Source organism: Helicobacter sp. 23-1046, from assembly GCF_053654635.1.
The window spans coordinates 89466-104399 of the sequence record NZ_JBSIUS010000003.1 but is presented as its reverse complement, the minus strand read 5'-3'; the positions used below and the strand labels follow the sequence as shown (position 1 = coordinate 104399).

The window sequence follows — 14934 nt, the reverse complement described above, 5'->3', positions numbered from 1 at the left end:
ATTAGTGAATCATCAGCTGTCTAATCGCTGCTTCAATCTGCACGGGATTAGACTTTGAAATAAACTCATCGGCATTGAGACTACGCGCCATATCTTCGTTGCTTGAACCACTCATTGAAGAATTCACCACAATAGGGATATGTGAGGTAGCAGAATTATTTTTCATTTGCTTAATAACCTCAAACCCACTTGCTTCTGGCATCTCTAAGTCTGTTATAACCATTCCGATATTGTTAATATCAGTCGTTGGGGAAAACACATAATCAAGCAACTTGCGCCCATTAACAAAGTCATAATGCACCACACCAATGCGATTTAGGATAATTTGCATTGTTTTTAGCACGCTTGGGCTATCATCGGCTAGAAGCACACATTTGGTCGCTTGGACTTGAGAGACTTTGTTCATTTCTTCTTCTTTTTCTTTCTCAATCCACGGGAACACATCAGTAAGCATTTTTTCAATATCAACCACCTGCACTAAAGAGCCATCATAATAGCGTGTGCGTGAGACGAGCTTGGCGTTTTGTCCGCTACCACCCACACCTGAGCTTTGCTCGATTTCTGTCCATTTTTTGTTTAAGATTCTATCAGCCTCATAGATTCTCACTCCAATAGTCCAGCGAGAAAACTCACAAATCATAATAATATCAGCCTCCCCAGCAGGACGCTCAATAGAATGCTTACGCAAATCTTTGGTTTTTTGTCTTGGGTCATAAAAAAACCATTTTCTCATATCAATAAGAGGCACAGTAAGCTCCCTAATGGTAATCAACCCCTCAATAAGTGTATTTGCCTCGTGGCTTACAATGGTAAGCGAACCTGTGTATTTAATAACCTCGCGGATTTTAAACACATTAACCGCATATAAATCTTTGCCCTTTTCTAAGCGAAAGCACAAAAGTTGCAACTCATTATTTTTGTGTAGGCTTGTTATTTGGTCGACTTTTTGCATACTCGCAGACATTTTTACTCCTTTTACAAACCAAATTAGCTAGATTCTAAATCGCTCAACTTGCATAGAAATTTTATCAATTATAGCCAAAAATGCCTAAAAAAATGCCTACTTACACAAATTAAGTTTTTTAGAATGCGTGCTTAACTCATCGTCTTTTTTAATTTCTTTTTTGGGAATCTTAGAAAACACTTCGCGCGCTTTTTTGCATTCATTTTGCTTATAATATCCCCACGCCAAAGAATCTAAATACGCCACATCATTAGGTGCAATCTCTAATGCCCTTTGCACATACCACACGCCCTTTTGTAAATCTATATCATAATCAATCATTAAATACCCAACAAAATTATAAAACACGCCCAAACTCCCCTCTTTTTGGGAATCTAAAAACGAATCTTTTTGGATTAAATCAATAGCTTGTTGCATACCGCTAATAATGTTTTTTACGCGATTCGTATCCTGCTTATCAGCAAGGCTTTCAAAAGCATAAAGATGTGAAAATCCAAGATACATCGGCTCTTTGTAACTTTTATACACTTCAAGTGCGCTTGCTTGAGCGTTTTTATAGTCTTTCGCCCCCACATAAAGCTCAAACAAAAGATGTGGTTCAAATGGATAAAGTTTTGCAATTTGTAGTGCCTGTGTGTATTTCTGCCCCAAAGTATAAGCGTAAATAAGGTTTTTCGCATTGGCAATGTTAGATTCTTGGTTGTATTGCTCTTGGAGAATGTTTTGGAGTTTTTGGATTTTTCCAGCCTTATCATAAAGCAACAATGCCTCAAAGCAAATGTCCTCTTCGCAAGGATACTCACTCAAGTGAGAATCAAGCAATTCCACAGCTTTGTCTATTTTGCCATCTTGTTTGTATAAAGAGAGCAATCGCAACAAAATTTCAGGAGAACGCGTTTGATTATACAAAATTTCAAAATGCTTAAATGCCTCATCTTTTTGGTCAAGTCCAAGATACAAAACGCCTAGCACATTATGGATAACGGGCTCATCTTCTTTAGATTCTATATATTTGGCGATTTTTAGTGCCTCATCAATGTTATTGAGTTTAAGATGGGCATCTAAGCTTGCTTTGTTGATTTCCATATCTTGTGAAATTGGCGCACTAGATTCATCACCGTTTTTAGCTAAAAAATCACTAATATAACCCAGCACTATTTGTGGTGATTCAAACCCCACGCTTAAAAGTATGCTCTCTTTTAGATATTCGAGCTTTTGTGTCTCTTCATAAAGCACCAAATACATATCTCGCGCTTTTTTGGGCTCTGTATTTTGCAAATCAAGGGCTTTAAACATATACTCTTCTTCATTAAATGCCCCAAGCAAGACACCAAAACACAAAATCCCAAGTAGCATAGCAATGGCTGTTTTTCGTAAAAATTTCAAAATTGCACTCCTAAACATTCTTGTTGTAAGGATTCTTTGCCTTGTGAATCTAAAGAATCTGCTCTATGCGCGTCCCAAAATGGAAACTCCCTGCATTGCTTTGGGCGAACGGAATAAATTCCGCACTTCCCAGCATCAAAAAACACGCAAGCCAAATCATTGGATACATTTGTGTGTGGGAGGCTTTTTTCAATAAGTGAAAATTTATAACCCACTTTACGCACAAATTTTTGTGTAAAAGATTCAAACTCTAATCCCAAAAATTCTGCTATTGCGAACATTTCATCGACACTCACAAATACATAGCCACTCTCTCCCACACAACACTTCCCGCCACATTGCTCGCATTTGCTCGGGGAGAATCGGAAGTCAAATCCAACTCTTGTAAGTGTGTGGTGTGATAGAGTAGATTCTAGCAATTTAGAATCCATTGGCTGCTTAACGCCACTCATAAAAGCTATCTCCTGAAATTTTATACACTTTGTTCTTATAATCAACTTGGTTATTTAAGAATCTTTCATTAAAATAACGACTTTTTTTATCCACAACTTCTCCCAAAAGGAGCTCTACACCAACGGCAGTAGCGTAATTCACCCAATTATACTTCAAATCTCTCCCAAGCAGGGCGGCATATTCCAACAAATATGGATTGACTTGGTTAATCACATTCACGACAAACAATTCCTTTCTATCACTTGGCTGAATGAGACTAAGCAACGATGGGTCGTAATTTACTTGTGTTGAGAGCATTCTCCTAGGGCGTGCGCCACTTGAGCCCATTATACTTATCATAAGCCCCGTGCGGACACCCGGTGTATTAAAAATCGCTACACTTGATTTTAAATATCCCTTTTGTGAGGCTATAAGTTTATTAAATGCCTTAGCGTCTTTGCCATCAATGGCCTGCTCAAAAACTATCTTTGCGTTTTTAGCGTGCAATAATGAGCCAAGATATGAGCCTGTTTGGGATTTATCGTTATACACGACAATTTGCTCCCCTCCACTCAAAGAGAGCAAAATCTCTATTTGTTTTTCATAATCTATACCGCCAAAGTAGAGGTTTTTGGGGATTTTGACATTTTGAATTTGTCGTGCGTTAATAGTAGGCAAATAAATAGGCGTGCTAATATCTAAATCTTGAGCAATATGTTTTGCCCCATTGGCAGTAAAAATACCGATGATAAAATTGTTTTCTCCTGCGACAGCGCGGTCATAAGCCTCTTGTATGGCTTTAGAATCTTCTGTATTCGTGTTAAACACTTCAAAGCTAAAATCCCCGCCACGAACCATTAGATATGACAAAATTGTATCAATACTTGCAGTAAAATATCTTCCAATGACCTTTTTGGGCATTAAAAGAGCGATTTTTACCCCAGCCACATTGTTTTTTTGTGGAGGTATTGGCATTTCTAAAATACCAATTTCTTGCATTGCGATAGAGAGTTTTGCGCGTAACTCCACATCTTCTTCATCACCAAAGCGCGCGATAAAAGAAATGTAATCGCCCTCCTCATACAGTTTATTTAAACATCGTTTAGAGCAGTTTTGTGTTTCTAGATTCACGACTTCGATTTTAGGCAGAGGCAATGGTGAGATAACGACATTTTTGGCTACGCAGGGCATTACCAAAAGACCAAAAACAAGCACAATTCTTTTCATAGCATTCCTTTTGCAATTTGTAAATGTTGCATAACTTCTGGCTTTAGCGAAGGGTTACGCACCACTTCATTGAGCGAATAAGTTGGTAAAAAATTATGGGTATTATGCCACAAAATTCTCCCATAATGTCGTGTATCTATGACACTCTCTCCAAGCAAGCGTGCTAGGCACTCTTTGCCAAAGACTACGCACACCTTAGGAGCAATCTTTGCCATTTGAGCGTGTAAAAATCCAATGCACGCACTCACCTCATCATCACTTGGGCTTGTTTGCGATGGGCATTTTATCAAGGACAAAATAGAAACATTGTTAAGCGGGAGGCAAAAAACATTGGCGATAATTTTTTGGAGCATTTGCGCACTTTTGTTTTGCAAAAACACAGCATTAGTAGAATCTGTGATTAAAGGGGTGTGTGTGATAAAACAAAGAGGGCTTTGAGGATTGATAATCCCGGGGATTCTGCTTGTGGTATGTTTAGCGCGCCCACACATACTGCACTGCATAATACTAGAGCGTAAATCCCCGCCACCAAGCGTTTCTAGTTTATTTGGTGCAAGTTTTGGCTGCGAAGAAATAGCCTCACAAAAGCACTCCCCACACATCTTGCGTAAATACAATCGTTTTAGCGTTAAAAGTTCATACGCCGACATTGCACCCTCCTAGATTCCACGCAAACTCACTTGCGTTATAATTTTTACACAAGCGCGAGTTTGAGCACATCTTCAATCGTGCTTACACCCACAATTTGCATACTTTGTTTCACCTCATCATCAATTTCTTCTAAATCGCGTTCCAAATTTTTCTTAGGAATTAACACTTTTTTAATCCCAGCCTTATGTGCAGCAATGAGCTTTTCCTTTAACCCACCAATAGGCAACACCGCGCCACTTAAAGTAAGCTCGCCTGTCATCGCCACATTTGCCCTCACTGCCCTATCACTAAGAATCGAAGCAAGGGAGCACGCCATTGTGATTCCCGCACTTGGTCCGTCTTTTGGCGTAGCACCCTCTGGTATATGCAGGTGAATGTCATAGCAATTATAAATTTGTGCCTCACTATTTTTAGAATCTTTGCTCTCTTTTTGGTTTTTATACGATTTTTTGTCTTTTGAATGAAGTGTTTTTTTATCAAAAAGTGTCTTTACCACAGAATGCGCAATTTTGGCAGATTCTTTCATCACATCGCCCAAACTTCCCGTAAGCGTAAGATTCCCTTTGCCTTTAATTTTAATCGCCTCAATCTTTAACACATCTCCACCCACGCTCGTCCAAGCAAGTCCATTAGTTACACCTATCCTATCTTTGCCCTCTGCGCTTGTTACTTCAAAAATAATTTTCTTTAAGAAGCTGGGGAGATTCTTTGGTGTGATAGAAACTTTAGGATTTTTCCCTCGCACGCCTTTTGCTTCCTTTACACTCGTCTTAGTGTTTTTAGAATCTTTGGCAATTTCAAGTTTTAAAATCTCTTGGGCACTTTTACGCATAATGCTTGCGATTTGCCTGCGCAAACTTCTCACGCCAGCTTCTCTAGTGTATTTTTCGATAATTTCTTTGAGAGCTTGGGTGCTAATGCTTACTTCATTGCTTTGCAGGGCGTGTTTTTTAAGCTCTTGGGGGATAAGATATTTCTTAGCGATGTTAAATTTCTCGCTCGGCGTGTAGCTTGAGATTTCAATAAACTCCATTCTATCGCGCAGAGGCGGAGTAATGAAGCTAATATCATTCGCCGTAGCGATAAAAATAGCTTGAGATAAATCTAAATTAAAATTGGTGTAATAATCACGGAAGGCGACATTTTGCTCGGGGTCTAAAATCTCTAAAAGCACGCTTGAAGGGTCGCCACGATAGCTTTTGCCAACTTTATCGATTTCATCAAGCACAATGATAGGATTCATTTCCTTTGCTTCGATAAGCCCCTGTGTAATGCGTCCGGGCATAGCACCGATGTAAGTGCGTCTATGCCCGCGCAATTCATTGACATCTTCCATTCCACCGAGTGCGATTCTCACTAATGCGCGTTTGGTGGCTTTAGCGATAGAGTTTGCAAGGCTTGTTTTGCCCACGCCCGGTGGTCCATAAAAGCATAAAATCGTGCCTTTAGAATCTTTAAGTTTCGCCTTACGCTTCAGCGAAAGCTCACGCACTGAAAAATACTCAATAATGCGCTCTTTAGGACTTTTAAGCGCGTAATGGTCGCTATCGAGTTGCTTATTTATGGCGTTTATAGAAATCTTTGCTTGAGAAAACTTCCCAAAAGGAATCTCCAAGCACCACTCGACATAATTTTGCAACAAATTCGCATCTGCGCTGTCTTGGTGCATTCTGCTTAGTCGTTGGATTTGCTTTTTAATCTCCTTATACGCGTCCTCATTCATATACTTTTTGAGTGATTCAAGTTTTTGTTTGTAGGCTTCTATTTCCTCATCTTTTGGATTCTCTCCGAGCTCCTTTTGGATAAGTTTCATTTGCTCTTTTAAGAAATATTCCTTATTCACCTGCTCCATTTTATTATGCACTTTGGATTTGATTTCTTTTTGTAATCGCTGTGCGCGGACTTCTTCCATTACATATTGCACGATGAGCTCTAATCTCACCAACACATCATCTTGAGCAAAAAGCTCATACGCCGTATCTTTGACCAAATGCAAGCTCGAAGCTACTCTATCAATCACGCGATTCGCATCATAATCCTCATCAATCGCGCGCAAAATATCTACATTGCTAAAAAAATGCTGGCTTGTGTTTGCTAAGATTCTCACATTTTCGCGTAAAACCTCTAAAAGTGCGTTTGCTGTGCTTTCCTCATACGCTTTATAAGGGTGGGCGTTTATCAACCCGCTTAATCCCTCATCATCGCTCTGATTATTCACACTTATAATCTTAGCACGCTCTATGCCTTGAAAAAGGACTTTTACCCTGCCATCGGGCGAGGCAGATTTACGCACGATAAGCCCTATCGTGCCCACACCATAAAAGCCATTTTCCTCTTTCGCCTGCGCGATAAAAATAAGTCCGTTGTGTGAATCTAATGCCTTATCAATAGCTTTTATATTTTCCTCATCGCTGACAAAAAGCGGAGTAATCATAAATGGATAGACAAGGGCATCGTTGTGGATAAAAATGGGGGTGCTTAATGGAAAAGAAATGGATTCTGGTTTCATTTGTATGCCTTTATGCGTGTAATTTTTGATTTACCAATTAAAGATTCTCACATACCACGGGATATGAGATGGTTTAATCTTAATGTCTTGGGCTATTTCTTGATTGCGCGAGAGATAGTCATCTTGCGCCTGCGTCTTGCCCTTGCGCTTATAAACATTAGCGATAGAGGTATTAAGCTCATTTTCGCCTAGCTTAAACTTAATAAAAATGTATTCCACAAATGGCTTATACCGACTATTTGGAAAATCATTGAGATATGCTTGCGTCTCATCAACCGCGCGGTAGAGAAATTCTTGGTCTTTGGCGTAGTTTTTAAATCCATAATAATTGGCTAAAATTTTAAGAAATCCTAAATAATCTTGGTCGCTAAAAGTAGAAAATCGCTTCGCATACTCATCGATATAAAAACTCGCGAGCAAATATTCCTCTCTATCCATATGGGCTTGAGCTAAAATAAGCATAGCCTCTGGCAGAAGCGGAGAGTTAATATGCTCTGATTGCAATGAAGAATAATGAGAATCTGCGCCCTCAAGATTCCCAAAATTGATTTCTTTTAAAATATTTTCATACCAATATGCCGCGCTTTTGTTGTATTGGACTTCTTTTTGCGCACACGCGCTAAACCAACCCAAACAAAGCAAGGCACAAGAGATAATGAGGGATATTTGTTTCATTTTCTCACCTTTATAAATAAATTTACACGCCAATTCTCATAGAATCTCAAAGAGATTGTATGAATATGGTATTATTTTTGTTTATGTAATTTTTACTAAAAGTGGTATTATACACAATTTAAAGTATATACTTAAACAAATTACAAGGCTTTTCCACAATTTTAAGTGCAGGAGTGAGATAATGCTTTTTGAAGTGAAGTCGCCGATTTTAGGCTTTGAGAATGTAATGCAGATGGAGTTTGAACAAATTGATGACCTTTTTATGCGTATTAGCAACCCAGATGGCGATGGTGGCGTGCCTACCTTTACCCTAGTAAATCCATTCTTGCTACGCAATTATGAGTTTGAGATTCCCACTGCGTTAAAAGTGTTGCTTGAACTAGAGACTTGCAAGAATATGCTTGTTGCTAACATTATGGTTTTGCAAAATCCTATCGAAAACTCTACCATAAACTTTCTCGCTCCCATTGTGTTTAACTTTGATAATAAAACAATGGCACAAGTCGTCCTAGATAGCATCAATTATCCGCAATACTCCATTGCAGAGTCTATTAGAATGTATTATGAAAAAGATGAGGCAAACACCCAACAACAATAAATAATCTGTTATGATTTGAATAAAGTAAAATACCAAAGCGTATGAAATTTTTTAGCCACAATATCCAAACAACGCTACAAAACAAAGGTCTAAATCCCACCTCAAGCGCACAAATAGCACGATTTGTGTGGAGTTTTGAGCTTGGTTTTTATATAAGTATTGTTTTGCTTATCATTGCTGGCATTTTACATATTGATTCACATTATTTTTTTGGTGTGCTTGTAGGGTTATGTGGTAATACCGAACACACAATATGTGGCACAGCATACAATGTTTTACTCACTATCCTTGTGTGTGGTCTTTTCTCTCGCCACACATTTTTACTTGTGCTTACAGGCATAACGAGTGGTATTTGTGGTTTGTTAGTGGCGATTGTGGTTTTGGAAGGAATAGCCCCACTACTTATCATCACAATCATTGCAATGCTTTTTATTGCACCTTTTGTGCTACATTTCTTTGCTAAAAAGCAACGCACAGAGAACTTTTTTACTCTATTATCTATTGAAATATATGCGATAATAGCATTTTTATTGCCCATTTTGTTTTTATCGGCTATCTTTCACGGCAAATAAGCAAGTTTTAAGTAATAAATTTATTGTAAGGAGTGGAGATGAAAAAATTACTTTTTATCGGCTATGGCAATATGGCAAGGGCTATTGGGGCTGGAATCATAGAATCTGGACTTAGCAAGGAATATGAGATTACTATCACTGGGCGTGATGAGACAAAAGCACAGGCTTTATGCGAGTTTTTGCGCACTTGCTCTAAGAGAGAAAATCTCCGCATTAACGCGCTCAAGGCAGATTCTCACATTGATGTGCAAGATTGCGAGGTGCTTTTATGCGTGAAGCCCCACGCATTTAGTGCGTTTGCATATAAAGGCGAGGCTGGCATTGTGTATTCGGTGATGGCGGGCATTAGCGTAAAAAACCTACAATCCCATATCAACGCACGCAATATCGTGCGCATAATGCCAAATGTAGGCGCACTCTACGCACAATCAGCAAGTTGTGTGTATATCAAAAACCCAAATACCGACAAAGAGCGCGTTATAAGGCTTGTTGAGAGTTTTGGGAATTGCGTGCTAGTAGATAACGAAGACTTAATCGATGCTTCAATCGCTACAAGTGGAAGTTCGCCTGCATTTCTAGCCCTCATCGCAGAATCTTTAATTGATTGTGGCGTGTATAATGGGCTTACACACAGCCAAAGCACGGAGTTAGTCGCTCAAACTTTTAAAGGGTTTGCCACATTGCTTGCAAACACATCGCCAAAAGACATTAAAACCTCTATAACTTCGCCATCAGGCACGACAGCGCGAGGATTGGCGGTGCTTGAGAAATGCGCGGTGCGCGGTGCGATAATGCAAGCGGGCATAGAATCTATCAATCGCGCCAAAGAACTAAGCAAGCTTTAATGGCGATTATCGCGCAATTTGCGCGCTTAATGCCCCGCCCTTAGCCTTTGTAACACGCACATTGACAAACTCGCCCACCTCACCTCTATAATCATCAATCCTAATAAGCCGATTACTATCGCTACGCCCCTCACTCCAGCCCTGAGATTCATTATAATTTTCTACTAGCACTTCATACACTCTGCCGATTTCGCTTTTAGCGCGCTTAGCAAGCAGTGTTTTATGCAGATTCTGTAATCGCGCCAATCGTTCCTTTGCCACGAGGGAATCTACAAGCAACGCACTATCAATATTATACGCACTCGTATGCGGACGAGGCGAATACACAAAACTATAAATCGTATCAAACCCCACTTCTCGCACCACTTCTAATGTATCTTCAAAGTCCTCTTCGCTCTCTGTTGGGAATCCCACGATAATATCCGTCCCGATTCCAACATCGCTATATCCAGCCAAACGCAAAAAATGGCGGAGCTTTTCTATACGCTCTAAATACCACTCTTTGGTATAACCGCGCTTCATCGCTTTGAGAATCTTTGTCGAACCGCTTTGCAAAGGAATGTGAATGGACTTGCAAATTTTTTTATTGTTTGCAAATTCGTGTAAAAATTCATCATTCATATGAAGTGGGTGCGGGGAAGTAAAACGAATGCGAGAGATTCCATCAATTTGACTTAAAGAGCGTAAAAGTTGTGTGAAGTTCATTGGTTTATGTGGAATAGAGAATCTCACGCCATAATTATTGACATTTTGCCCTAAAAGTAGGAGTTCTTTTACGCCATTTTGTGCAAGTTTGCGCGCCTCGTTTAGCAAAATCTCTTCTGGGATAGAAATTTCCTTGCCACGCGTAAAAGGCACAATACAATAGCTACATTTTTTATCACAGCCAATCGAAATATTTAAATGCGCTTTGATTCCCATTGTTTGAGGTGAAGCAAACACATAAGTGCTATCATCGTAGTTAATATCCACCTCAACGGCTTTTGGCGTGTGAAGCACTTGAGTAATCTTAGAGGTATTTCTCGCGCCAAGCACGAAATCCACAGCTTTTGACTTTTTGATAATGCTTTCGCCCAAATGGCTCGCCGTGCAACCACAGATTCCAATCTTTGCACCACTTTTTTTACCCCGCGCCAATGCACCAATTTCGCTAAAAAGTTTTCGTTCTGGTTTCTCACGCACAGAGCAAGTGTTAATGATGATTAAATCTGCATCTTGTGGATTTGCGGTAAGTGTGTAATGCTCTTTTTGTGCAAGCTCAGCGACAATATGCGCGGAATCTCGCTCATTCATCGCACAGCCAAGCGTTTGGATATAAAGTTTTTTTTCACCCATTGTGTATTTTAAGTATTTGTTAATGCAATGTTGAATTCGGGCTAAATAATGTGAATCTCATAAATATAATTATTTGCATCAAGTCCATAGCGCACTTCATTGAGTTTCACGCGCAAATTTGCTTTCTCTAGCGTGGTTTTAGCCTTTTGCATATCTTTATGGGCATTGCTCCCATCGAAGTAAAAAATATGCTTGCCTTCCCCATATTGCTTTTTTACCTCATCAAGAGTGATTTTGGCTGGAGACTTTTTGTCTTTAATGTCTGCTTTAGCGATTTGAAGTTCCATAAGTTACCCCTTAAGAGTGTAGAATCTAAGACTTTGCTATAAAATCTCTTTTAAGAAAAACGCAAGTATAACTAAAACTTACCAAAATTTTTGCATTTATTAAGCGAATTTTGATTAAAATTATACCTCTGCAAATCTTGCTAAAATAAAATCAAAGGATACAAGCAGCATTATGGAAAAAATTTTAGACATTATTGATAGCATTGCTTACGAAAAAGGCATAGAATCTAAATCCGTTTGCAATATCGTCAAAGAGGGCATTTTACAAATCGCTAAAGAAGAAATCAACCAAGATTACGAATACTTCATCGAAGAAGATGAAAAAATGCGCACACTTAGGCTTTTTTACAAAGTACAAGTATGCGCAGATGATGATGAGCGTGTGGCAAATGAAAACCCCAATTTTATCGCCATTTCTAAAGTGAGTGAAGACAACATAAATGTAGGCGATACGCTTGAATACGAGCTCAGTTTAGATTCTATGAAAAGAGGGGCAATCAACAAACTTTTTTTAAGCATTGAGAATAATTTACAGCGAGAAATGGAAGAGCAACTTTTAAATAGCCTCAAAGAAAAACTCCACCAAATTGTCGCTGGAGTGGTCGTGGGGATAGATAATGAGGAAAATACCTTTGTAGAAATCAATGCAATCCGCGCAATTTTACCTCAAAAAAACAGAATCAAAGGCGAGAAATTTAAAGTCGGGCAAACCATAAAAGCATTATTAAAATTCGTAGGCGTGGGAAAAAATGGTATTCGTTTGGAGCTCTCTCGCACCGCACCAAAGTTTTTAGAGGAATTATTACGCCTTGAAGTCCCCGAGCTCAAAGATGATGAAATCCACATTCACAAAAGCGCGAGAATCCCCGGAGAAAGAGCAAAAATTGCCATTTGGACAAACAACGCAAGGATTGACCCTGTGGGGTGTTGTGTGGGAGTAAAGGGCGTGCGTATCAATGCTGTGAGTGCCGAACTCAATGGTGAAAATATTGATTGTGTGGAATACAGCCAAACCTTAGAACAATTCATCGCCCGCGCACTCGCACCCGCTCAAGTAACGAGCATAAAGGTGCTAAAAGAGCCTTTGGATTCCACCCAAGATGAGAATCTCAAAGATTCCACAGACAATAAAGCCAAGCCAAAAGCCATTGTGCAAATTAAATCCGACCAAAAAAGCAAAGCCATTGGCAAAAAGGGCATTAACATTCGCCTTGCTTCAATGCTGTGTGATTGTGAAATCGAGCTCAAAGAAATTGCGTTGGCTGGAGAGACACAAACAAGCGATACACAAGAATCAAAAGATGAAAGCGTAGAGAAAAAGGGCGTAGAGGCATTAGAATCCCTCTTTAAAAGCTAGATTCTCACATCATAAACCTAAAGGAGCGCGTAATGTTACTTTTCACACCCGGACCAACCCCCGTTTTAGAATCTATTCGCAAGGCGATGAGTGAGCCTACTTTGCACCACCGCACGCCAGAGTTTGAGGCGATTTTCTCGCGCGTGCGTGAGAATCTAAAAGGCTTATTAAATATGCCAGAAGTGCTAATGCTCGCTTCTAGTGGAAGTGGAGCAATGGAATCGTGCGTAAGAACTTTTTGCAAACAAAAACTCTTAGTAATCAATAGTGGAAAATTTGGTGAACGGTTTGGCAAAATCGCTAAAGCATACAACATTGATTACACCGAGATTATCCACGATTGGGACACACCTGTGAGCGTGGAAGAAGTCATAGAAGCGTTTAAAGCAGATAGCGCACTTGATTGTCTTTGTGTGCAAGTGTGTGAATCTGCTGGAGGCTTGCGCCACCCTGTTGAGCAAATCGCTAAAGAGCTTAAAAAAATCAAGCCAAATGCAATGGTTGTGGCTGATGGTATCACAGCGATGGGTGTCGAACCCATTGACACAAGCCACATTGACGCGCTTATCGGTGGCTCACAAAAGGCATTTATGCTCCCACCGGGTCTTAGCATTATTGGGCTCTCGCAAAATGCTATTGATATGGCAAATGAACGCAACATTGGCTTTTATTTTAACCTCAAAACCGAGCTTAAAAACCAAAGTGCCAACACCACCGCTTGGACTGCCCCTACCACAATCATTCAGGGCTTGGAGGAATATTTTCGCATCGTGCAAGAAAATGGCGGGATACACCGTGTGTATAAACACACAAAAGCGCGTGCATTAGCGATGAATGAAGCACTAAAGGCACTTGGCTTACACATTTATCCAAAGTCCCCTGCTCTAGCGATGAGCGTAATCTATGATGAGACAAATGCTGCGCCACTGCGTAAGATTCTAAAAAATACATTTCATATAAATGCTGCGGGCGGGCAAGACCATATCAAAACAAGCATTGTGCGCTTTAACAATATGGGGCTTATCCCTGTGTATGAGAGTGCTTGGGCGATTAACGCATTAGAGCTTGCGCTACAAGAAGCAAAACTGCGGACATTTGATGGCATTGGCAATCGTGTATTTTTACAAAACTACTATGCGCTTTTAGAATCTTGATGCGGATAATCGCGCTCATTGGTGCAAGTGCAAGTGGCAAAAGCGCACTTGGCTTAGCACTTGCAAGGGAATTTGACATTGAAATTTTTTCACTTGATTCCCTAAGTATTTACAAATACATTGACATCGCCTCTGCTAAGCCCAGCATAGATGAACTCAATGAAATAACGCATTACGGTATCAATATTTTAGAGCCACATCAAAAATGCAATGTAATGACTTTTTGGAATCTTTTAGACAAAGCCATTCAAACCTCAAAACAAAAAGGCAAACGCGCACTTTTGCTTGTGGGTGGGAGTAGCTTTTATCTTAAAAGTATGGTCGATGGGCTTAGCCCGATGCCAAAGCTAAATAGCCAAATCATTGCGCACGCACAATCCATAGATAAGCCATTTGAGTTTTTGCAACGCATAGATAGCGCGTATTGTGCAAACATTTCGCCAAATGACACTTATAGAATCCAGCGGGCTTTAGAGATTTACTTCGCCACGCATAGCACGCCAAGCGCATATTTCGCCACGCATAAAAAAATTACAATGCCCGCATTAGAGAATCTTTGTATTTTTTCCCTCCAAATGCCAAGAGAAACATTAAGAGAGAGGATTTTTAAGCGCACCCGACAAATGATTGATAAAGGGCTTATTGATGAAGTGAAGTTTTTATCACAACGCTACCCTCTAGATTCTCAAGCATTTAAAGCTATTGGGATAAAAGAAACGCTCCGCTACCTTAATCTCACGCCAAAAGAGCAAGATATAAATGTGCTGTGCGAGGAAATTGCCACGCACACCGCTCAGCTTGCCAAAAGACAAACCACTTTTAATCACACACAATTTCCAACAGCCAAATTTCTGCCCTTAGATTCCCTTACGCAAGAATTACGGCATATTTTGCAAACAATTTTATAACCTTTTAAGCACAAATATTTTATAATTACGCCTT

15 protein-coding genes are annotated in these 14934 nt (G+C 39.8%); 6 read left to right on the top strand and 9 right to left on the bottom strand.

What is annotated here, in order from left to right:
* Window position 1: 1 nt before the first annotated feature.
* The 7 genes from ACWIUJ_RS08200 to ACWIUJ_RS08170 form a co-directional block, all read right to left on the bottom strand.
* Window positions 2–964: a chemotaxis protein CheW gene (locus tag ACWIUJ_RS08200; protein ID WP_454170166.1), complete on the bottom strand. Its 963-nt coding sequence runs from the start codon at window positions 962–964 to the stop codon at window positions 2–4.
* Window positions 965–1060: 96 nt separating this feature from the next.
* On the bottom strand, window positions 1061–2350 hold the full coding sequence (locus ACWIUJ_RS08195; RefSeq protein ID WP_454170164.1) for a tetratricopeptide repeat protein: 1290 nt from the start codon (window positions 2348–2350) through the stop codon (window positions 1061–1063).
* The gene (locus tag ACWIUJ_RS08190) at window positions 2347–2781 is read right to left on the bottom strand and encodes a YkgJ family cysteine cluster protein (protein WP_454170234.1); all 435 of its coding nucleotides are present in this window, start codon (window positions 2779–2781) and stop codon (window positions 2347–2349) included. The genes ACWIUJ_RS08195 and ACWIUJ_RS08190 overlap by 4 nt, the downstream gene beginning before the upstream one ends.
* A gap of 7 nt (window positions 2782–2788) precedes the next feature.
* Complete coding sequence (locus tag ACWIUJ_RS08185) at window positions 2789–4009, bottom strand: hypothetical protein (RefSeq protein WP_454149872.1); 1221 nt, start codon at window positions 4007–4009, stop codon at window positions 2789–2791.
* Window positions 4006–4659 (bottom strand): uracil-DNA glycosylase family protein, encoded by a 654-nt coding sequence (locus ACWIUJ_RS08180; RefSeq protein WP_454170162.1) that lies wholly within the window; start codon window positions 4657–4659, stop codon window positions 4006–4008. The genes ACWIUJ_RS08185 and ACWIUJ_RS08180 overlap by 4 nt, the downstream gene beginning before the upstream one ends.
* Window positions 4660–4703: 44 nt before the next feature.
* A complete protein-coding gene (gene lon, locus ACWIUJ_RS08175) occupies window positions 4704–7169 on the bottom strand; it encodes an endopeptidase La (protein ID WP_454149876.1) in 2466 nt (821 codons plus the stop codon).
* Window positions 7170–7199: 30 nt separating this feature from the next.
* Window positions 7200–7844 carry an outer membrane protein assembly factor BamD gene (locus ACWIUJ_RS08170; protein WP_454149878.1) on the bottom strand — a complete coding sequence of 215 codons (645 nt, stop codon included), beginning with the start codon at window positions 7842–7844 and terminating at the stop codon, window positions 7200–7202.
* Between the two features lie 181 nt (window positions 7845–8025).
* Here ACWIUJ_RS08170 and fliW point away from each other — a divergent pair, with 181 nt between their 5' ends.
* From fliW to proC, 3 genes are read left to right on the top strand one after another with little or no spacing between them, the layout of a single operon-like run.
* A complete protein-coding gene (gene fliW / locus ACWIUJ_RS08165) occupies window positions 8026–8442 on the top strand; it encodes a flagellar assembly protein FliW (RefSeq protein WP_454170160.1) in 417 nt (138 codons plus the stop codon).
* 41 nt (window positions 8443–8483) lie between these two features.
* Window positions 8484–9014: a hypothetical protein gene (locus tag ACWIUJ_RS08160; protein WP_454170158.1), complete on the top strand. Its 531-nt coding sequence runs from the start codon at window positions 8484–8486 to the stop codon at window positions 9012–9014.
* A gap of 38 nt (window positions 9015–9052) precedes the next feature.
* A complete protein-coding gene (proC, locus tag ACWIUJ_RS08155) occupies window positions 9053–9859 on the top strand; it encodes a pyrroline-5-carboxylate reductase (RefSeq protein ID WP_454170156.1) in 807 nt (268 codons plus the stop codon).
* A 6-nt stretch (window positions 9860–9865) separates the two neighbouring features.
* Here the strand turns inward: proC and miaB are convergent, their stop codons facing one another.
* Both miaB and ACWIUJ_RS08145 read right to left on the bottom strand, forming a co-directional pair.
* Window positions 9866–11194: a tRNA (N6-isopentenyl adenosine(37)-C2)-methylthiotransferase MiaB gene (miaB, locus tag ACWIUJ_RS08150; protein WP_454149886.1), complete on the bottom strand. Its 1329-nt coding sequence runs from the start codon at window positions 11192–11194 to the stop codon at window positions 9866–9868.
* A gap of 41 nt (window positions 11195–11235) precedes the next feature.
* A complete protein-coding gene (locus ACWIUJ_RS08145) occupies window positions 11236–11481 on the bottom strand; it encodes an HP0268 family nuclease (RefSeq protein ID WP_454149888.1) in 246 nt (81 codons plus the stop codon).
* A gap of 172 nt (window positions 11482–11653) precedes the next feature.
* Between ACWIUJ_RS08145 and nusA the strand changes: the two genes are divergently transcribed.
* The 3 genes from nusA to miaA are packed head-to-tail and all read left to right on the top strand — an operon-like array spanning window position 11654 to window position 14900.
* Window positions 11654–12838: a transcription termination factor NusA gene (gene nusA / locus ACWIUJ_RS08140; protein ID WP_454149890.1), complete on the top strand. Its 1185-nt coding sequence runs from the start codon at window positions 11654–11656 to the stop codon at window positions 12836–12838.
* Between the two features lie 32 nt (window positions 12839–12870).
* Entirely contained in the window at window positions 12871–13992 is a 1122-nt protein-coding gene (locus ACWIUJ_RS08135; RefSeq protein WP_454170154.1) for a pyridoxal-phosphate-dependent aminotransferase family protein, read from the top strand.
* Window positions 13992–14900 carry a tRNA (adenosine(37)-N6)-dimethylallyltransferase MiaA gene (gene miaA / locus ACWIUJ_RS08130; RefSeq protein ID WP_454149894.1) on the top strand — a complete coding sequence of 303 codons (909 nt, stop codon included), beginning with the start codon at window positions 13992–13994 and terminating at the stop codon, window positions 14898–14900. Before ACWIUJ_RS08135 ends, miaA begins: the two co-directional genes overlap by 1 nt.
* Window positions 14901–14934 lie beyond the last annotated feature (34 nt).